Here is a 20,602-nt window from a genome sequence, read left to right on the forward strand (position 1 = left end):
ATGTCCTACCGCCTGTGCCCGTTCGCCCGTTCCGCTACTGCCGGGACGCGCCGATGAGCCGCCTCAGCCCGCTGGCCGGCAAGCTGGTCCCTGAGCATCAACTGGTGGACGTGGGTCGCCTGCGTGACGCATACGCCGATCTGCGCCCGGACGTGGGCGTGCCCAGCCAGCGCGTCGCGTTTGGCACCTCCGGTCATCGCGGCAGTTCGTTCGAGCGCAGCTTCAACGAATGGCATGTGCTGGCCATCACCCAGGCCATCTGCGAGTACCGCGCGGGGAAGGGCATCGACGGTCCCCTGTTCATCGGCATCGACACGCACGCCTTGTCGCAGCCCGCGTTGGAAAGCGCGCTGGAAGTGCTCGCGGCGAATGGTGTGGAGACCATGGTCTCCAAGGGCGGCGAATACACGCCGACGCCGGCCATCTCGCACGCCATCCTCACCTACAATCGCGGCCGCAGCCATGGCTTTGCCGATGGCATCGTGGTCACGCCGTCGCACAACCCGCCCGATGGTGGCGGCTTCAAGTACAACCCGCCCAATGGCGGTCCGGCCGACACTGACATCACCGGCTGGGTGCAGAAGCGTGCCAATGCGTTGATCGAAGACGGCTTGCGCGATGTGCGCCGCGTGCCTTTCGCCGAAGCCAGGCGCGCATCGACGACGCATCAGCACGATTTTCTCGATGCCTACGTCACCGATCTGGCCAACGTCATCGACTTCGATGCGATCCGCGGCAGCGGCGTGCACCTGGGCGTCGATCCGCTGGGCGGCTCGGGCGTGCACTACTGGGCGCCCATTGCCGAGCGCTACGGCATCGACCTTACGGTGGTGAGCGATGTGGTCGATCACACCTTCCGCTTCATGAGCGTGGATTGGGACGGCAAGATCCGCATGGATCCTTCCTCCTCGCACGCCATGCAGCGCCTGATCGGCCTGAAGGACAGTTACGACGTCGCCTTTGCCTGCGATACCGATCACGACCGCCACGGCATCGTGACGCGCAGCACCGGCCTGCTGCTGCCCAATCACTACCTGTCGGTGCTGATCGATTACCTGTTCCGCCATCGTCCGCACTGGCGCAGCGATGCCGCCGTGGGCAAGACGCTGGTGAGCACGGGTTTGATCGATCGCGTGGCCAAGCGGCTGGGTCGCCGGCTCTACGAAGTGCCGGTCGGCTTCAAATGGTTTGTCGACGGCCTGTTCGATGGTTCGCTGGGTTTTGGCGGCGAGGAAAGTGCAGGCGCGTCGTTCCTGCGTCGCGATGGCAGCGTATGGAGCACCGACAAGGACGGCATCGCCGCCGCGCTGATGTCGGCGGAGATCGCCGCGCGCACGGGCAAGGACCCGGGCGAGCTGTATCGCGAGATGACGCGTGCCCTGGGTACGCCGCTGTCGGAACGCGTCGATGCGCCGGCCAATACGGAGCAGAAGGCCAGGCTTTCCAAGCTGTCGCCCGATCAGGTCAAGAGCACGCAACTGGCCGGCGAGAAGATCGAAGTCGTGCTCGATCGTGCGCCCGGCAACGGCGCCTCGATCGGCGGCATCAAGGTGGCGTCGGCCAACGGCTGGTTTGCCGCGCGCCCGTCGGGCACCGAAGACATCTACAAGATCTACGCCGAAAGCTTCAAGGACGAGGCGCATCTGCAGCGCCTGCTGGAAGAAGCGCAGGCGATGGTGGACGCGGCGCTGCACGCAAGCTGATGCATTCGCACTGATGTAGCCAAAGAGGCGCGCACAGCATGGCGCGCCTCTTTGCGTTGCGCATTAGACCGGCGAGGGATTGCGTTCCTGGAAGCCGGCCTGGTGCCAGTACGGATAAGCCGGCGTCACGGCGCTGGCTGCATCGAGCTTGGCGACCTGTTCCTTGCTGAGGTTCCAGCCCACCGCGCCGAGGTTCTGCTTGAGCTGCTCCTCGTTGCGCGCACCGATCACCACGGTCGACACGGTCGGACGCTGCAGCAGCCAGTTCAGCGCGATCTGCGGCACGCTCTTGCCGGTTTCCGCGGCGACTTCATCCAGCGCATCGATCACGCGATAGAGGTAGTCGTCCGACATCTGCGGACCCATGTCGCCCGTCTTATGCAGGCGGCTGGTGGCGGGCAGCGGTGCGCCGCGACGCAGCTTGCCGGTGAGGCGGCCCCAGCCCAGCGGGCTCCACACCACCGCGCCCACGCCCTGATCCAGGCCCAGCGGCATCTGTTCCCACTCGTAGTCGCGACCGATCAGCGAGTAGTACGCCTGGTTCGCCACGTAACGCGAATAGCCGTAACGATCGGCCACGGCGAGCGATTTCATCAGGTGCCAACCGGAGAAATTGGAGACGCCGATGTAGCGGATCTTGCCGGCGCGCACGAGATCGTCCAACGTCGACAGCGTTTCTTCGACCGGCGTCATCGCATCGAAGCCATGCAGCTGGAACAGGTCGATGTAATCGGTGCCCAGGCGCTTGAGCGCAGCGTCGCAGGCTTTGAGCAGGTGGAAGCGCGACGAACCCACGTCGTTCGGATCGTCGCCAGAGCGGAAGGTCGCCTTGGTCGAAATCAGCACGCGATCGCGACGACCCTTGATGGCTTCGCCAAGCACCGATTCGGCAGCGCCTTCGGAGTAGATATCCGCACTGTCGAACATGGTGAGTCCGGCATCGAGGCAGACATCGACCAGGCGCTTGGCTTCCGCCACGTCGGTGTTGCCCCAGGCGCCGAAGAATTCGCCTCTGCCACCGAAGGTACCGGTGCCGAAGCTGAGTACGGGGACTTTGAAGCCGGATGCGCCTAAGTGACGGTATTCCATGGGGAGGGGTCTCTTTGGGATGGGTGGGATTGGGGGAGGGGAGAATGGATGTTCCGTAGTTCAAAGATACGGAACTATGCAAGGTGAGGCAATGTTTCAGCTCGTCATCCGGCGCAGGCCGGAGCCGCTACTCAACAGTGAAGCTGGTCATCCAGTAGCGTCGGTCTTCGGTCGTCGCATTTTCGTGACCTGACCTGCCTGCCGCGGGCGTCCGTCCTCCGTCCGGGGTCGGGTCACTTTTTCTTGTTTGCCGAAGAGAAAGTAGGCAATGAGAAAGGGCCCCGGTTTACGCGCCTTCCGGAGCTTTGGCGCTGCACGCGCGCGGTCCAGTTATTGTTTAACGTCATAAGGTCCGCATTCGACCCAAAGCGGACCTTTCTTGGACGCTGAAATTGCAAAGCAGGGGCTGGCATGAAGCTGTTTGGATATGAAGAAGGGAGCTATGGTCGCGGGGCGCCGCTGGAGCTTGCTGAGGCGAGCATTTTGGCGAGCCCGGAAGAGCTGAGGGCCATTGCGAAAGTGCTGGCGGATCTGGCGGTCGAGATGGAGGCCGATGGTTTCGACCATGTGCATCTGACCGATAGACTTCCTGACTGGAGCGATGGTCCAGAATTGATCGTGGCAAAGGCCAGATAGCTATGTCCACTTTCGACCCGTAGCGGACCTAGCCACAAGCAAAGGGGATACCTCATGAACTTGCCGCGACTTGCATCCATAGATGTGGACGGCTGGATGATCGACGACGGCGAGGTGGCGCACGCCGCAGCTCCGGAGACGTACTCAATACCCTCTCTAGCGGACCGCCTGTCAATTGGACCCGGGGATCTGGCGAAAATCCGGTTCTACATCCGCGTTGCGGAAGAAGACGGCCAGGTATTTGATCATGGCGAGCGTATGTGGGTGCAAGTAACGGGGCGCCTCGACGGATGGTATCGCGGCGAGTTGGACAACCAGCCTTGTTGCACTGACGACATCGCTCCCGGTTTGGAAGTCTGGTTTCAGGCAAGGCATGTCATCAGCATCCTGCGAAGCGATGAATCTGCTAAAGACAGTCGGGTAGTGGGTTGAGGAACCGCAATGTCTGCTTCCGACCCAAAGCGGACATTAGCCAGCCCCTCGTTTGTAGCCACAACCCTTTTACGCAAGGAATGGACCGTGATTCGTCGGCTTCACTATGGGTTCTTGCTCGGTTTGATGATCTTGGTGTGCCCCGCCCAAGGTCTTATTGCTGCCGAGCGAACATTTGCCGAGCAAGAGTTTGTCCTGACACCCTCTCAGGTACAGGAGCTAGCCGGTCAGGCGCTCGACGGATCGGGTAACTCAGCTCTTCGGCTTTCGCGCTTCTATTCAAACGTGACCGTCAATCTAGATGAGGCGCTGAGGTGGGCAGTCATTGGAGGGGAGAACGGGGACGCGAACTGCGCGTTCACGGCTTACGCGCTTCTTCATGCCCGAGTGTCCCCTGACGATGTGAGGCGTGCAAAGTTCTGGTTGAAGCGGGCCGCGGCTCAAGGCTACAAGCCCGCTGTAGCCGCTTTGAAAGGTTCAAGCTAACGTCCGCTTTCGACTCGAAGCGGACCGAAGGAGTGTAGGAACAGGTTGAATCGAGGCCAATAACGGGGTCAGATTGAGATGGCCCGGCTTTTGGTGCGAGAAGTGAACCCGACCCCGTTACACGCCGTTACACGTTACAGCCGGATTCGCGTATCCAACTCCCCGTAACTTCGCCCCCGGCCGCAACGAAGTACCTTACGCAGGCACACACTAGGCGCAGCTGACGTGACAATCGACTCGGAGGGGTGCGTAGCCATGATTGCTCGGGTTCTACTCAAGTTGCTTGTCGCCACCATCGGGGTAGGAGGGGGCGTAGCCCTAAGCCACGCACAGGACGGGCCGCCGACGCAGCAGGGACCACTGGTAGTCGTCGAGCTATTCCAAAGCCAAGGTTGCTCGTCGTGCCCACCAGCGCAGGACAACCTCAATGCCATTGCCGGAAAGCCAGGGATTCTTGCGCTGTCCTTCGCCGTGACCTATTGGGACACTCTCGGCTGGAAAGATACTTTTGCTCGGGACGTCTATACGCAAAGGCAGTGGGACTACGCGCATGACAAGAAGCACGATAACGTCTGGACGCCACAGATCTATATCAACGGTCAGGTCGACCTGGTGGGAACGAATCGCCGTCAACTCGACGAGGCCATTGACCACGCCTCCAGCCACGGTCCCTCCATGAGTTGGGACAAAGGCCAACTTGCGATAGGCGCCGGCCAGGCAACGTCACCCTGCGACGTGTGGCTGGTGCGTTATAACCCTCGTGCGGTCAGTGTCCATATTCGTGCGGGGGAGAACAGTGGCCGTACGCTGCTACATCGCAATGTTGTACACGAGCTCGTTCACTTGGGAACTTGGAACGGAGCGCCGCTCTCGTTCGCCTTGCCGCCCACGTCGTCGCCAGGTTTGTTGACCGCTGCGTTGGTGCAGATCCCCAAAGGGGGTGACATTCTCGCAGCATCCGAGGAGCCGTCCGAGCCATAACTTCGTTACCCAAAAGGGGGCGGAGGCGGTTAATTGACGATAACTACCTCTGTCCCGTTTTTTTTCGGCGTGGGGTCTTCTAGGGCAGAGTGGGCGGAAAGCGGAGGGGAAATGCGGCAATACAAAACATGGTTCGCCGTGTCGTTCTTCTGGGCTCCCTTGGTCGTCGCGCTGCTTTTGAATCCGGGACGCAACGGTAGCTACTTGCCTTCCTTCGGCGACACCAAGTTGGCTCTGCTCGGCTTCTGTGGCTCTTTGATGGCGGTCTATTTTCTGGCTAACGTAGGGCCACGGAGATTTCAGGCGGTGTGTTGCAAGCGCGACGAAGCCTCGTGGTCAACCGTAGTGCAGGCGTGGTTCTCGCTGACGCTCGGTCTGATGTCCGTATGGTGGTCAGCAACAAGCCTGCTAAACCGGTAAGGTCCGCTTTCGACCCCAAGCAGACATTGCTCGTGGCATAAACCCGCCTCATACCAACGAGCTGGAAGGTGCCTTCGATGAAACGCCTCTGGACGATCATTGGGGTAGAGAACGTCGCTGCGAGTTTCAAGTGGTACCAGACACTTTTCGGGCAGGAACCATCTGAACCCGGCCACGACTATTTCGGCCAGATTCTCGACACCGATGGAGCGGTTCTTTTGTGTCTCCACGCTTGGGGTGCGCATGAGCATCCCACACTGACGAGCGCCGATCTGGCGAAGCCGGGTAACGGGCTTATTCTCTTTTTCCGTGTTGACGATTTTGACGCAGCGCTCTCCAGGGCTCGTGCACTGGTCGACCAGCTGACCGAGGAGCCCAACGAAAATCCAGCCACTGGCACCATGGAATTTTCGCTCATCGATCTCGATGGCTACTATGTCATGGTAAGCGCGTTGCCCTCCCCGTAAGGTCGTCCCTCGAAAGCATGCGTCACGCCAGGGCGGGGACGTTGATACGGTCCGCTCTCGATCAGGGGCGACATTTAGGGCCGCGCGGCTCGATCACCTGATCGTAATGCGCAGCGAAGGCGTGTCCGTCCGTCTCGATATGCGGAGATGCCGAAAGAAAAAGGCGCGCGATTTCATGTATCGCCGAAGGCTCTGCCGGCGCCAGCATCTTGCAACGGGCCAAGTTGTGATCGCCAAAAGTCTTTTGCGTTGCAGCAAGCATCCCGGCGGCAAAGCAGGTTAGAGTTGGGGACAGGCACAAGTCGCTGTCATCCGGGAACCGGGTCCATCACTTCGTGGCCTTTTTTTAGATGCTCAATTTAGATCGATCTAAATACGTGAAGACGGCTAGACGTCCGTCGGGGAGAGGTGGCATGGGGCAGGGCTTGTCGGTTGGGCAGGGGCGTCGGCGCGCGTGGTTCGCGGCGTTGGCGTGTGGCGTGTCGATGGCGGTCGCGTCGCCCTTGCTCGCGCAGGGCGCGAGTCAGCCGGCGGACGAGGTCAATCCGTTGATCGGCAGCCGCCATGGCGGCAACACCTACCCGGGTGCGGTGGTTCCGTTTGGCATGTTGCAGTGGAGCCCGGAGAACACGCGCGGCAAGCACCCCCACACCGCTTCGCCCAGCGGCTATCTGTACGACGCGCCGCGCATCCGCGGCTTGAGCCTCACGCATATTTCCGGCGCCGGTTGTGCCGGTGCCAGCGGCGATGTGCCGTTCATGCCGGTGACCACCTCGGTGCAGAGTTCGCCGTCGGCTGATCTCACCGATGCCACCTACGCCAGCGACTACACGCACGCCAACGAGCAGTCCACGGCCGGCGCGTATCGCGTGCGCCTGGCCAATGACGTGCAGGTGGAACTGGCAGCGGCGACGCGCAGCGGCATCGGCAGCTTTGCGTTTCCTGCCAACAAGCCGGCCAATCTGCTGATCCGTACTTCCGATTCCGAAGTGGGCAGCAGCGATGCGAATGTCAGCATCGATCGCGCCACGCACACGGTCACCGGTTCGGTGACCAGCGGCAATTTCTGCGGCTATCTGGCCAAGGCCGATCAGCGCAGCTACTACACGCTGTATTTCGTGGCGCAGTTCGATCAGCCGTTCGCCTCCACCGGCGCCTGGCATGACGGTGACGTGCAGCCCGGCAAGACGGCGGCACAGGGCGGCACGGGCTATGACGCGAAGGGCTTCCCCACCGCGGGCAAGGGCTCGGGCGTGTGGTTGGGCTTTGATCCGGCCAAGGGCGCGGTCAACGTGCGCGTGGGCATCTCGTACGTGAGCCTCGACAACGCCAAGGCCAACCTCGCCGCGGAGATTCCTGCGGGTCAGACGGTGGCGCAGGTGCAGGCCAAGGCCCGCCAGGCGTGGAATGATGCGCTCGGCAAGGTCGCCATCACCGGCGGCAGCGCCGATGAGCGCACCACCTTCTACACCGCGCTCTACCACTCGCTGTTGCATCCCAATGTGTTCAGCGACGTCAACGGCGAATACCGCGGCTTCGACCAGCAGGTGCATCGCGTCGAAGGCAAGCAGCGCGTGCAGTACGCGAACTTCTCCGGCTGGGATGTGTACCGCTCGCAGTTGCAGCTGGTCACCTGGCTGTATCCGGAGGTGGGCAGCGACATCGCGCAGTCGCTGTTCAACCAGGCCAAGCAGAATAACGGCGAGTGGGATCGCTGGACGCACAACAACGGCGGCACGCACGTGATGAGCGGCGATCCGGCCGTGCCGGCGCTGGCTGCGATCGATGCCTTTGGTGGCCACGATTTTGATCTGCATGGCGCCTACGCCTCGTTGCTCAAGGCCGCCACCGAGACGACCGCCAACGATCTCTCCGATGACGGCTGCAACGTAGAGTGCGTGGGCCAGCGTCCGTCGCTCGACCAGTGGCTGAAGCTGCATTACATCGCCACCACCTCGCATGCCTGGGGCGGCGCGGCGGAAACGCTGGAAGACGTGACGGCCGATTTTGCGCTCTCGCAGCTGGCGGCGCGCGTCGGCGACAAGAAGAACGAAGCGCAATTCCTGACCCGTGCCGGCTACTGGCGCAATCTGTTCAACCCGAAGGCGGCGCCGGACGGCGGCTATATCCAGAACCGCAACGCCGACGGCAGCTGGCCTGCGTTTAAGCCCGAAGCCGACGATGGCTTTGTCGAAGGCAGCGCGGCGGTCTATCTGTGGATGGTGCCGTTCGACGTGCGTGGCCTGTTCGACCAGATGGGCGGCATCGACAAGGCATCGGCCCGGCTGGATCGCTTCTTCCACGACGACAAGGGCAAGTGGGCGCTGACCGAAGCCGGTCCGCTGCATGCCGAGCTCGACAACGAACCTTCGGTGGGCACGCCGTGGCTGTACGCTTTTGTCGGCCAGCCGTCGAAGACGCAGGAAGCGGTGCGCATCGTAGTGAACACGCTGTGGAAGAACACGCCCGAAGGCATCCCCGGCAATGACGACCTGGGTGAGATGTCGTCCTGGTATGTGTGGTCCGCGCTCGGCATGTATCCGGCTATTCCGGGCCGCGCCGAGCTGATCCTCGGCAGCCCGTTGTTCACCCATGCGGTGATTCATCGCACACAGGGCGACGTGGTGATTGCCGCACCATCGGCCTCGGCGCAGACCCCGTTCGTGCAGTCGCTGAGCGTCAATGGCAAGTCGCATGACAGTCCGTGGCTGCCGGCGGTTTTCGCCGAGCATGGCGGCAAGCTTGAATTTACCCTGGGTGCGCAGGCCAATAAGGCCTGGGGCAGCGACATCGCCAAGGCGCCGCCGTCGTTCCCGCCGCCCAAGGCGTAAGCGGCAACGAGCGTGCGTGACCCAACCTTGGGCGGACTGGATGGCGGAGAGTGTGGATGAATAAGCAGACGGCTATGCATGGCATCACGGCGACGCAGGGCATGCGTCGTCAGCTGATGAGTCTCGCTGTCGCCCTGGGCCTTGCGTCGGCGGCGCATGCAGCGACCACGCCGCCCCAGGGCTTTGCCACCTCGTTCGAAACCGGCGATGCCCAGCCCGATTCGGCCAGCGTCAAAGGCTGGCGCATGAGTGTGGTGTCCGGCCCCGGCAAGGAGGAATCCCTCACCTCCAAGCCGGGTGTCGGTTTCACCGGCACACGCAGCCTCCGCTACGACGCGGACGCGGTCAGCGACACGCACGAACGTCGCATCGTGCTGTTTCATGCGAAGCAGCCCCTGACGGCGGCCTCGCATCTTTCCTATGTGGTGTTTCCCGCCGATCCGACGGGAGAGGCCCGCGGCCTGGCGCAATACGTGGCGGTGGATCTGCTGTTCACCGACGGCACGCGATTGTCGTCGCTGCACGCCCAGGATCAGCACCGCGTGCCCGCCAGCGCATCCGCGCAGGGAGCGGCGCGCATGTTGCACGACAACCAGTGGAATGCGCTGGATATCGACGTGGGTGCGGTGGCGGCCGGCAAGACTGTCGCCGCGATCGAGCTGGTGGAGGCGGCGCCCAAGGGCACGGACGCTTTCCACGGTTATATCGACGATCTTCGTCTTGGTGATGTCGCCGCGACGGCGGATGCATCACCGAACACCTATGTGGACACGCGTCGCGGCAGCAATGCGAACGCGCATTTCTCGCGTGGCAATAATTTCCCCGCTGTGGCTTTGCCGCATGGTTTCAATTTCTGGACGCCCACGACCCAGGCTGGCTCGGACTGGATCTATCAATACCAGGACCGCAACGGCCCGGACAACCATCCGCGCATCCAGGCGTTCGCGCTGAGTCACGAGCCCAGTCCGTGGATGGGCGATCGCCAGACCTTCCAGATCATGCCGGCCGCGGTTGCCAGTGGTGCGCCGCCGCTCGATCGCGGTGCGCGCTCGCTGAGCTTTACCCACGATCACGAAACCGCGCGCGCCGATCTGTATCAGGTCACCTTTGACAACGGCATCAGCGCGGCGATGACGCCGACCAGTCACGCGGCCATGATGCGCTTCACCTTCAAGGGTGATCGCTCGCAGCTGGTGTTCGACAACCGCAACGACAAGGGCGGCATCGAGCTGGATGCGCAGCACGGCAGCATCAGCGGCTATTCCGATGTGGCCAGCCATCTGTCCACGGGTGCGACGCGCTTGTTCTTCTACGCGAGCTTTGATCGACCGGTTGCCGAGAGCGGCCGGCTGAGCGGGCAGGGGCGCGATCACGTAGGCGCGTGGTTCGGCTTCGACACGGCGACGGACAAAACCGTGACGATGCGTATCGCCACCTCGCTGATCAGCCTGGAACAGGCCAAGCGCAATCTCGCCCAGGAAATTGCCGACAACGACACCTTCGACAGCGTGCAGGCACGTGCCGCGTCGCGCTGGAACGAGATGCTTGGCCACATCGAGATTCCCGGTGCCGCCGCGTCCGACAAGGTGACGCTGTATTCCAACCTGTATCGCCTGTTCCTCTATCCCAACGAGGCCTACGAAAACGTCGGCACGGCGGCGAAGCCGGACTATCGCTACGCCAGCCCGTTCTCCGCAGCGACCGGCGCCAATACGCCGACCCAGACCGGCGCGCGCATCGTCGCCGGCAAGCCGTACGTCAACAATGGCCTGTGGGACACCTACCGCACGGCGTGGCCGGCCTATGCCTTGCTGACGCCCACGCAGGCGGGCGAGATGATCGACGGCTTCGTGCAGCAGTATCGCGATGGTGGCTGGATCGCACGCTGGTCCTCACCCGGCTATGCCGATCTGATGGTGGGCACCAGTGCCGATGTCGCTTTTGCCGATGCCTGGAACAAGGGCATCCACAATTTTGACGTGCACTCGTTTTATCAGGCAGCCCTCAAGGACGCGACCGTGGTGAGCGAGATACCCGGCGCAGGCCGCAAGGGCATCGAGCGCTCGGTGTTCAATGGCTATGTGGACAACAGCACGGACGAAGGTCTGTCCTGGTCGATGGCCGGCTATCTCAATGATTTCGGCATCGGCGAACTGGCGCAGACGCTGGCGGCAAACCACGAGGCGGGTGATAGCTATGCCGCGCACTACGCCGACGACGCCCGTTATTTCCACAGCCGCTCGCTCAACTTCGTCAAGCTGTTCGACAGTGCCGTCGGCTTCTTCGTGGGCCGCAAGCCGGATGGGTCCTGGCGCATCGATGCAGAGCGTTTCGATCCGAAGGCCTGGGGTGGCGATTACACCGAAACCAACGCCTGGAACATGACCTTCGAGGGCGTGCAGGACGGGCAGGGGCTGGCCAATCTTTACGGCGGCCTCGAAGGGCTGGCCAAGAAGCTCGACGCGTTCTTCGACGCCGGTACCGATTTCAACGTGGGCGAATACGGCGGCATCATCCACGAGATGCTCGAGGCGCGCGACGTGCGCATGGGCCAGTACGGCCACAGCAACCAGCCCTCGCATCACATCCTCTACATGTACGACCTGGTCGGCCAGCCGTGGAAGACGCAGGACAAGGTGCGCGATGCACTGTCGCGTCTGTATGTGGGCAGCGAGATTGGCCAGGGCTATCCGGGCGACGAAGACAACGGCGAGATGTCCGCGTGGTGGGTATTCAGTGCGGCGGGCTTCTATCCGCTGCGCATGGGCACGCCCACCTATGCGATCGGCGCACCGTATTTCCCGCACATGATCATCCATCTGGACAACGGCAAGACCATCGATATCCGTGCGCCGGAAGTGAGCGATCGCAATCGCTACATCCAGGGCATGACGCTCAACGGCAAGGCCTACGATCGCAGCTGGCTGGCGCATGCCGATCTGGCCAACGGTGCGGTGCTGGACTTCCGTATGGGTGCAGCGCCCTCGCAGTGGGGTAGTGCCGATGGTGACGCGCGCCTGCCATCGCAGACGTCCGGTTCCGCGACGCCCGCGCCGCTGGTCGATCTTGCCGACAGCAAGAGTGCACACGTCGTGGTCGCAAGCGATGACAGTGCCGCGCATGCGCTGAGCGACAACACCTCTGATACCGAGGCGTCGCTCAAGGGTTCGCAGCCCGCTGTCCAACTGGACCTCGAGCAGCCGCGCGAAATCGCGATGTACACGCTCACCTCGTCGGCGAAGGCGGGGCACGATCCCAAGAGTTGGAAGTTTGAAGGTTCAACCGATGGCGTTCACTGGGTCACCCTGGATGAACGTCGCGGCGAAGCATTTCCATGGCGTCGACAGACGCGCGCATTCGGTGTGGCGCACCAGGGGAATTACGCGCACTACCGGTGGCGTGCGGAACACGTTGACGCTTTGCAAGGCGTTGCATTGTCAGAGGTGGAGTGGCTTGGGTTAGCGCCTACACCCTGAGTTGATCCAGCAAGGAAAGGCCTGGACCGCGGAAGGCTGACTTCCGCGGCATAGGGGAGTTTTGCGTCTTCGTTTTGCCGTCCACCAGCGACGGTGGCGAGGTTTGTCTTAGCAAGCCGTCTTTGACGGGCGGCGAGCACATTCCGGGGAGAACCACTGTTCATGAAAGCTCACGTTGTAAGTGCATTTGCAGTCAGTTTGCTGGCCTTGTCGATTGGACAGGCGCTGGCCGGGGACAACGAGGTTGCCGCGCCCGCGCCCGTCGCCCAGTCGACTTCGGCGCAGGACAACAGCACGCCGCCCGTGGCGACGGCCACCGATGAAAAGAAGACCAAGAAACTCGAAGCCGTGACGGTGACCGGCTCGCTGATTCCGCGCGCGCAGATCGAAGGGCCTTCGCCCATCACCACCATCACCGCCAAGGACATCGACCAGCAGGGCTTTACCGATACGTTCGATGCGCTGCGTTCGCTGCCGATTGCCAACGGCTCCGTGCAGGACCCGCAGTTCACCGGTGGCTATACGCCCGGCGCCAAGACCGTCAGCCTGTTCGGCCTCAATCCCAGCTTTACGCTGACCCTGCTCAACGGCAAGCCGATGGCGAGCTACCCGCTCGCGTACAACGGCAACAACAACATCACCGACATCGCCAATATTCCGGTGGGTCTGATCGACCATATCGACGTGCTGACCGGCGGCCAGTCCTCGATCTACGGCTCGGCGGCGATCGCCGGCGTGGTCAATATCGTGATGAAGGATCACATCGACGGCACGCATGTGAGCTTCCGCTATGGCGACTACAGCGACGGCGGCGGCGCCAGCAAGCGACTGCAGCTGAGTTCGGGTCACCAGTGGGGCGATTTCGAATTGAGCGGCGGCCTGCAGCTGTCCAAGGAAGACCCGATCTGGGCCTATCAGCGCAGCTACATCGACTCCTATAACGACGATCCGACCGGCAAGCCCGGCGTGCCGTCGCGCACCTTCCTGCGCCTGGCCGAAGGCGACAACCCGCATTACATCGATCCGGGTTCGGCGACCTGTGCGCCGCTGAGCTACCTGTACAACGGCACCACCGCGTACAGCTACCGCGCCGGCTCCAGCCTGGGCTACTACTGCGGCAGCCCGAACAACGTGAGCTACGCCACGCTGGCCAACAAGAGCACGGATGCGAACGGCTCGCTGTTCGCGCGCTATCACCTCAACGACAGCGCCGAGCTGTACGCGGACATGCTGTACAGCTACAGCAATCCAACCTACAACGGCGGCAGTCCGTTCTGGAACAACACGTTCTACAACAAGACCAGCGGCCAGTACGAAGAATGGCAGCGCATCTTTGCGCCTGAAGAAGTGGGTTCGGACGCGCAGGACCAGCACGTGTTCACGCGCACCTACAACGTGAGCCTGGGTGTGCGCGGCAGCATCGGCAACTCCAGCTGGAACTACGACGGCTACTACAACCGCTCGCAGTCCAATGTGACGCGCAAGTCGACCGACTTCCTCGCCGCCAACGGCATTGACGACTACTACCTCGGGCCGCAGCTGGGTACCTCCGAAGGCTATCCCGTTTTTGCGCCGAATTTAGATCGATTGTATCAACCGCTGACGCGCGCCCAGTACGATCAGTTCACCGCGCCCAACATCTCCGACTCGATGGCCTGGACTCAGAACGAGACGCTCACCGCCAACACCACCTCGCTGTTCTCGCTCCCCGCGGGCGACGTGGGCTTCGCTGCCATCGTGCAGAACAGCAACGAGCGTTTCAACAACAGCTCGGCCAGTCCGGCGGCTGCCGAAGGCTATTACCGCGGCGTGACCGGCAGCACCACCGCATCGGGCAAGCGCAGCCAGTACGCCTTTGGCGGCGAGATGCGCATCCCGTTGCTGGAGACCTTGGTCGCCAACGTGTCCTCGCGCTATGACAAGTACAGCTACGCGGGCACTGGCAACGGCAAGGCCACCTACAAGCTCGGCCTGGAATACCGTCCGATCGATACGCTGCTGTTGCGTGGCAGTTACGCCACGGCCTTCCGTGCGCCCGACATGTTCTATCTGTTCTCCTCGCGCAGCAGCGGCTATTCGCAGTCGACCGACTACTACAAGTGCCGCCAGGAGGGCTACAACTCGCAGAACTACGGCGACTGCGCGCAGTCGGGCACGTCGATGCTGGCAGTGTCTTCGGGCAATACCAACCTCAAGGACATCACGGCCAAGTCGTTCACCTATGGCTTCGTCTGGTCCACCGCGGACAACAACCTGAGCTGGTCGGTGGACTACAACGCCATCCGCATCTCCAACGAAGTGGTGACCTTGAGCAGCGATGAGATCCTGCAGCAGGAAGCGAACTGCCGCCTGGGCACGTCCGAGAACGGTGAGCAGGCGTTCGACATCAACTCGCCGACCTGTCGCGAAGTGTTGGGCGAAGTGAAGCGCCTGCCGTCCACCGATCCGGTCAATCCGGGCGGCATATCGGAGGTGGATACCTATCCGATCAATGTGGCCACGGAATACCAGACCGGCATCCAGTCCAGCTTGAACTATCACTTCAAGACGTCGTCCATCGGCAGCTTCCTGTTCAGCCTGGACTACTACGACGAGCTCAAGCACACCTATCAGGAAAAGGCCGGCGATCCGGTGACCAACTACCTGTGCTGCGCCAACTCGAACGAATTCAAGAGCAGGGTCAGCGGCACGGCCACCTGGAACATCGGCAAGTGGAGCAGCACGCTGTATGGCATCCGCAACGGCAGTTCCTGGAACTCCATTGGCACTTTGAAGAACATCGGCCCGTGGATCACCTTCAACGGCAGCGTGAACTACAAGGTCATGCCGAAGACAACGATCTCGCTGGTGGTCAACAATATCGCCAACAAGCGTCCGCCGACCGATACGACCAACGGCAACTGGCCGTACTACGATGTGACCCTGTACAACGCGCTGGGTCGCTCGGTGTATCTCGAAGTGGGGTATGACTTCGGCAAGTAAGCCAGAAGACCCGCCGAGCCTGCGCTCGGCGGGTCACCGCGGTGCTCAGCCCAGCCCGTGTTCGTGCGCGTAGTTGTACAGCTCAGGGTCGTTGCGGATGCCGAGCTTGTGCATCGCGCTCATCTTCTGATGGCTGATGGTCTTGACGCTGCGCTCGCGCTTGGCGGCAATCTCCGAGATCGTGGAGCCCGAGACAAACAGCCGCAGCACTTCGATTTCCTTTTCGGTCAGGGCGAGCAGTCCGTCTTGGCGCACGGCGCCGGCGGCAAGCCCAAGCAGGCGCACAACGGACGCACTCATATAGGTTTCGCCCGCCTTGATTGCGCGTATCGCGCTGGCGATGTCGTCGAGCCGGTCGGCCTTGCTCAGCAGGGCGGCAACGCCCTTGGAGCGGATGGCATTGAGCAGGCCGGCGTTGGACAACATGGTGAGCACGATCACCTGGGTCTCCGGCCAGCGGCCACGGATCTGCTCCAGCAGCTCCATGCCGTCGTCGCCCGCCGGGCCCGGCATGCTGAAATCGGTGATGACCAGGTCGCACGGCGTGCGCTCAAGGGTCGCCAGCAGTTCCTGCGGCGAGTGTGCTTCGGCAACGACGCTGACGCCGGCGATCTTCTGGATTTCCGCGATGACGCTGACCCGAACGATCGGATGGTCATCGGCAACGATGGTACGCAGAGACATAAGAAAACATTTCGCGGTGAGGATCTTGCGAGCACTTTAGTTTGTGCGGCGCATGATTCGGCGAAAGCCAGCCGTAAATCAGAGGACTCTCACGGGAAGCGTCAGCGGTCGGGCTGCGTGATCTGCGCTTCGCAAGGCATCTCCAGCTGGGTCAACGGCGCCATGGCTTCCTACGCCAGGTAGCGGTCATGAAAATCTCAGACACATCCGATTTTCCTGTAGGCCGAATCCTGTAAACATGGCGTTCTGTCACTGGATGGACAGAAAAAACAGGGATGTCTGACCGCCCCTCTTGTAGGGGCGGTCTTTTTCCGTGCTAGTGCCGTGATCCCGTGGCCATCGGGTCGGCGATCCCCAAAGGCAAAATGCACGTGCGTTTCACGGCGGCCGACGATTAATAAAGTCACAGATCACGCCCGATAAGCGACGAGGCAACCGTATGAAAGCTCATGTCATGGGGTGGTTGGTGATGCTCGCTGCCGGCCCGGCAATGGCTTTTCAGGCATCCACGCCACAGGAGGCGGCATCGCAGGTGCATAGCTCCGCCGATGCGCAGCTGCAGGCCGCCGTGCGCAAGGTGCTTGCCAACGACACATCGCTGTCGGATGCGGGACATCGTGTGGAAGTGATCGTCTCCGATGGCGCCGTGGTGCTGCGCGGCCCGGTCAAGAACGATACCGAGGCGTTGCGGGTCGAGACGCTCACGCGGCAGGTCAACGGCGTCAAGGAAGTCACCAACGAGCTCGATGTGATGCCCAGGGTGCGCTGAAGCGACGCCCTGGGCGCTGATGACGGCGCCTGCACGCAGCGATTGGCACGATCCGGGGCCTTGAGTTCCGGACCTAAGGATGCGCGCCATGCCGTCACTCGATCCCGTCCTGATGGACCGGATGCATCGCTACTGGAATGCAGCGAACTACCTCACCGTCGGACAGATCTACCTGCGTGACAACCCGCTGCTGGAAGAGCCGTTGCGGCTGGAGCATGTCAAACAGCGTCTGCTGGGCCACTGGGGCACCACCTCCGGGCTCAACTTCATCTACGTGCATCTGAACCGGGTCATCCGGCAGCACGACTTGAACATGATCTACGTGATCGGGCCGGGCCATGGCGGTCCCGGACTGGTCGCCAACAGCTATCTGGAAGGTTCCTATACCGAGGTGTATCCGCACGTCGGTCGCGACCGCGAAGGCATGCATCAGCTGTTTCGCCAGTTTTCCTGGCCGTACGGCGTGCCCAGCCATGTGGCGCCCGAAACGCCGGGCTCGATCCACGAAGGCGGTGAGCTGGGTTATGCCTTGTCGCATGCGTATGGCGCGGCGTTCGACAACCCCGATCTGATCGTCACCTGCATCATCGGCGACGGCGAGGCGGAAACCGGGCCGCTCGCCACCAGCTGGCACTCCAATAAATTCCTGAACCCCGCGCGTGACGGTGCGGTGCTGCCGATTCTGCATTTGAATGGCTACAAGATCGCCAATCCCACGGTGCTGGCGCGCATCGGCGATCGCGAGCTGAAGTATCTGCTGCAGGGCTATGGCCATGACCCGATCTTTGTCGAGGGCAGCGATCCCGCCCAGATGCATGTCGCCTTCGCGGCGGCCATGGATGCCTGTCTATCGCGGATCCGGCGCATCCAGAGTCGCGCCCGTCGTGCGGGTGCGGGCGCTGCCGCCCGGCCTCGTTGGCCGATGATCGTGCTGCGTTCTCCCAAGGGTTGGACGGGACCCGCCTATGTCGACGGCTTGCCCGTCGAAGGCACCTGGCGCGCGCACCAGGTACCACTGTCGGACATGTCCAAGCCGGGGCATCTGCAGATCCTCGAGCAGTGGATGCAGAGCTACCAGCCGCAGGCCTTGTTCGATCGTCACGGCACGCTGATCGACGAGCTGGCCGAACTGCCGCCCACCGGTCATCGACGCATGAGCGCCAATCCGCACGCCAACGGCGGCAGCTTGCTCAGGCCGCTGCGCATGCCCAATTTCCGCGACCATGCGCTGAGCTTCGAACGACCCGGCGCACTCAAGGCCGAGGCCACGCGCAATCTCGGTCGCTGGTTGCGCGACGTGATGGCGCTCAATCGCGAGGCCGGCAACTTCCGTCTGTTCGGTCCGGATGAAACCGCTTCCAATCGTCTGGAAGCGGTCTACGAAGTCTCGCCGAAGGCCTGGATGGCCGAGACCGTCGATACCGACATGAATCTGGCGCCCGACGGCCGCGTGATGGAGATGCTCAGCGAGCACCAATGCCAGGGTTGGCTGGAGGGTTATCTGCTCACCGGTCGACACGGCTTGTTCAATTGCTACGAGGCCTTCATCCACATCGTCGATTCGATGTTCAACCAGCACGCCAAGTGGTTGAAGGTCACGCGCACCATGGCCTGGCGACCACCGATCGCCTCGCTCAACTATTTGCTCAGTTCGCATGTGTGGCACCAGGACCACAACGGCTTCTCGCATCAGGATCCGGGCTTTATCGATCATGTGGCGAACAAGAAGGCCGAGATCGTGCGCATCTACCTGCCGCCGGATGCCAACTGCCTGCTGTCGGTGGCCGATCACTGCCTGCGCAGCCGCCACTACGTCAATCTGATTATCTCCGGCAAGCAACCTGACTGGCAGTGGCTGGATATCGAGTCGGCCATCGCACATTGCACGGCCGGCGCCGGCATCTGGCACTGGGCCGGCCATGGCGACGACGATCCCGACGTGGTGCTGGCCTGCGCCGGCGATGCGCCCACGGTGGAGGCCTTGGCGGCGGTGATGTTGCTGCGGCAGCGCATCCCCGATCTGCGCATCCGCGTGGTCAATGTGGTCGATCTGCTGACTCTGCAGACCTCCGACGAGCATCCGCACGGCATGGATCACGACGAGTTCGATCGCCTGTTCACGCGTGACAAGCCCGTCATCTTCGCCTTCCACGGCTATCCCGGCATCATCCACAAGCTCACCTATCGCCGGCACAACCACGACAACATCCATGTGCGCGGCTACAAGGAGGAGGGCACCACCACCACGCCGTTCGACATGATGGTGCTCAACAACCTCGACCGTTTTCAGCTCGCCCTCGACGTGGTCAATCGCGTGCCCGGGCTCGAGCCCTTGCGCGCTGAAGCGGCGCAACGCTATTGGAGCGACATCGAACGCCATCGCCTCTACGTGAGTGAGCATGGCGTGGATCTGCCGGATATCCTCAACTGGCAATGGCAGCCTGCATGAAGGTATTGACCCTGAATGTCGGCTCCTCGTCGCTGAAGTTCGGCATCTACGACGTGACTTCGAGTGAGCCGAAAGCGGTCGCAGAGGGTGAGATCGATACGCGGGGCGAACGTCGGCAGCTGAGCTATCGCGATGAGTCGGGCGCAGTCGAACAGGATCTGGCGGGCGAGGGCGACGAGGCGGCACGGGACGCGCTGCGAAAACTGGCGACCCACACCACGATCGATGCGGTCGCCCACCGCATCGTGCATGGCGGTCCATGGCTGCGGGAACACTGTCTGATCGATCACGCGGTGATCGAGAAGATCGAGGCTGCCGCCAGCTTCGCGCCGCTGCATGTACCCGCCGCGTTGGCCTGGGTCAGGCATGCGACCAAGGTTTGGCCGCAGGCAGCACAGGTCGCCTGTTTCGATACGGCGTTTCATCGCGACCTGCCCGATACGTCACGCATCCTGCCCTTGCCGCACGCCTTGCTGGCCAAGGGCGTGCAGCGCTACGGGTTTCACGGCCTGTCGTGCGAGTCGATCCTCGCGCAGCTTGGCCCGGTGCCGGCACGGCTGATCATTGCCCACCTGGGCAGCGGCGCCAGCCTCACCGCGGTGCGCGACGGTCATTCGGTCGACACCAGCATGGGCATGACACCGACCGGCGGCATCCTGATGGGCACGCGACCGGGTGATCTCGATCCTGGCGTGATGTTGTTTCTGCTGCGCGAGGGACACACCAGCCCCCGCGAGCTGGACGACCTGCTGGAACACCGCTCGGGTCTGCGCGGCATTTCGGACCTGAGCGCCGACGTGCGCGAACTGCGCGGCGCGAAGAATCATCCGCTCGCCGCACTGGCGCTGGAGCAGTTCGCGGTGTCCGTGGCGCGAACTGCGGCTGGCATGGCGGTGGTGCTGGGAGGCGTGGACTTGTTGGTCTTCACCGGCGGCATCGGCGAGCACGACGAGCCGACGCGCGACAGCGTCAAGGCGCGTCTCGCGCCATGCTTCCCGTTGCTGCAGACACGCGTTTTGCCGGCGCAGGAAAATCGCGTCATGGCGATCCACGCTGCACGCTTGGCTGCGCACTGATCTTTTCGCTCGTCATCCCTGCGAAAGCAGGGATCCAGCGACTTCCGTGCCGCGAAGAGCAGAGGCACTGGATCCCTGCTTTCGCAGGGATGACGAGCTAATTCAAGCCCCATCCTTGACG

Annotated in this window: 15 protein-coding genes; 13 read left to right on the forward strand and 2 right to left on the reverse strand. The window is 62.5% G+C overall.

What is annotated here, in order from left to right:
* Positions 1-53: 53 nt before the first annotated feature.
* Entirely contained in the window at positions 54-1,703 is a 1,650-nt protein-coding gene (gene pgm, locus Y882_RS09785) for a phosphoglucomutase (alpha-D-glucose-1,6-bisphosphate-dependent) (RefSeq protein WP_046971716.1), read from the forward strand.
* 63 nt (positions 1,704-1,766) lie between these two features.
* Here the strand turns inward: pgm and Y882_RS09790 are convergent, their stop codons facing one another.
* On the reverse strand, positions 1,767-2,792 hold the full coding sequence (locus Y882_RS09790) for an aldo/keto reductase (protein WP_046971717.1): 1,026 nt from the start codon (positions 2,790-2,792) through the stop codon (positions 1,767-1,769).
* Between the two features lie 411 nt (positions 2,793-3,203).
* Here Y882_RS09790 and Y882_RS09795 point away from each other — a divergent pair, with 411 nt between their 5' ends.
* From Y882_RS09795 to Y882_RS09835, 9 genes are all read left to right on the forward strand, one after another.
* The gene (locus tag Y882_RS09795; protein ID WP_046971718.1) at positions 3,204-3,428 is read left to right on the forward strand and encodes an Imm32 family immunity protein; all 225 of its coding nucleotides are present in this window, start codon (positions 3,204-3,206) and stop codon (positions 3,426-3,428) included.
* A 54-nt stretch (positions 3,429-3,482) separates the two neighbouring features.
* On the forward strand, positions 3,483-3,860 hold the full coding sequence (locus Y882_RS09800) for a hypothetical protein (protein WP_046971719.1): 378 nt from the start codon (positions 3,483-3,485) through the stop codon (positions 3,858-3,860).
* Between the two features lie 9 nt (positions 3,861-3,869).
* A complete protein-coding gene (locus Y882_RS09805; RefSeq protein ID WP_156171386.1) occupies positions 3,870-4,346 on the forward strand; it encodes an SEL1-like repeat protein in 477 nt (158 codons plus the stop codon).
* A 255-nt stretch (positions 4,347-4,601) separates the two neighbouring features.
* Complete coding sequence (locus Y882_RS09810; protein ID WP_082121054.1) at positions 4,602-5,327, forward strand: DUF1223 domain-containing protein; 726 nt, start codon at positions 4,602-4,604, stop codon at positions 5,325-5,327.
* Positions 5,328-5,438: 111 nt separating this feature from the next.
* Positions 5,439-5,747: a hypothetical protein gene (locus Y882_RS09815; protein WP_046971721.1), complete on the forward strand. Its 309-nt coding sequence runs from the start codon at positions 5,439-5,441 to the stop codon at positions 5,745-5,747.
* Positions 5,748-5,824: 77 nt separating this feature from the next.
* Positions 5,825-6,214, forward strand: a complete 390-nt coding sequence (locus Y882_RS09820) for a VOC family protein (RefSeq protein WP_046971722.1) — start codon at positions 5,825-5,827, stop codon at positions 6,212-6,214.
* 413 nt (positions 6,215-6,627) lie between these two features.
* Positions 6,628-9,045 carry a GH92 family glycosyl hydrolase gene (locus Y882_RS09825; RefSeq protein ID WP_046971723.1) on the forward strand — a complete coding sequence of 806 codons (2,418 nt, stop codon included), beginning with the start codon at positions 6,628-6,630 and terminating at the stop codon, positions 9,043-9,045.
* A 56-nt stretch (positions 9,046-9,101) separates the two neighbouring features.
* Positions 9,102-12,521 (forward strand): GH92 family glycosyl hydrolase, encoded by a 3,420-nt coding sequence (locus Y882_RS09830; protein ID WP_425479432.1) that lies wholly within the window; start codon positions 9,102-9,104, stop codon positions 12,519-12,521.
* Positions 12,522-12,683: 162 nt separating this feature from the next.
* Positions 12,684-15,503 carry a TonB-dependent receptor domain-containing protein gene (locus tag Y882_RS09835; RefSeq protein ID WP_082121047.1) on the forward strand — a complete coding sequence of 940 codons (2,820 nt, stop codon included), beginning with the start codon at positions 12,684-12,686 and terminating at the stop codon, positions 15,501-15,503.
* Positions 15,504-15,548: 45 nt separating this feature from the next.
* Here the strand turns inward: Y882_RS09835 and Y882_RS09840 are convergent, their stop codons facing one another.
* The gene (locus Y882_RS09840) at positions 15,549-16,187 is read right to left on the reverse strand and encodes a response regulator (protein ID WP_046971724.1); all 639 of its coding nucleotides are present in this window, start codon (positions 16,185-16,187) and stop codon (positions 15,549-15,551) included.
* Between the two features lie 439 nt (positions 16,188-16,626).
* Between Y882_RS09840 and Y882_RS09845 the strand changes: the two genes are divergently transcribed.
* The 3 genes from Y882_RS09845 (at position 16,627) to Y882_RS09855 (ending at position 20,481) form a co-directional block, all read left to right on the forward strand.
* Positions 16,627-16,956 carry a BON domain-containing protein gene (locus tag Y882_RS09845; protein ID WP_082121048.1) on the forward strand — a complete coding sequence of 110 codons (330 nt, stop codon included), beginning with the start codon at positions 16,627-16,629 and terminating at the stop codon, positions 16,954-16,956.
* 88 nt (positions 16,957-17,044) lie between these two features.
* Positions 17,045-19,405, forward strand: coding sequence for a phosphoketolase family protein (locus Y882_RS09850; RefSeq protein WP_082121049.1), 2,361 nt, complete (start codon positions 17,045-17,047; stop codon positions 19,403-19,405).
* Entirely contained in the window at positions 19,402-20,481 is a 1,080-nt protein-coding gene (locus Y882_RS09855; RefSeq protein WP_052949867.1) for an acetate/propionate family kinase, read from the forward strand. Before Y882_RS09850 ends, Y882_RS09855 begins: the two co-directional genes overlap by 4 nt.
* Positions 20,482-20,602: the final 121 nt, after the last annotated feature.

The sequence above is a fragment of the Dyella japonica DSM 16301 genome, assembly GCF_001010355.1.
Classification (GTDB): domain Bacteria; phylum Pseudomonadota; class Gammaproteobacteria; order Xanthomonadales; family Rhodanobacteraceae; genus Dyella; species Dyella japonica.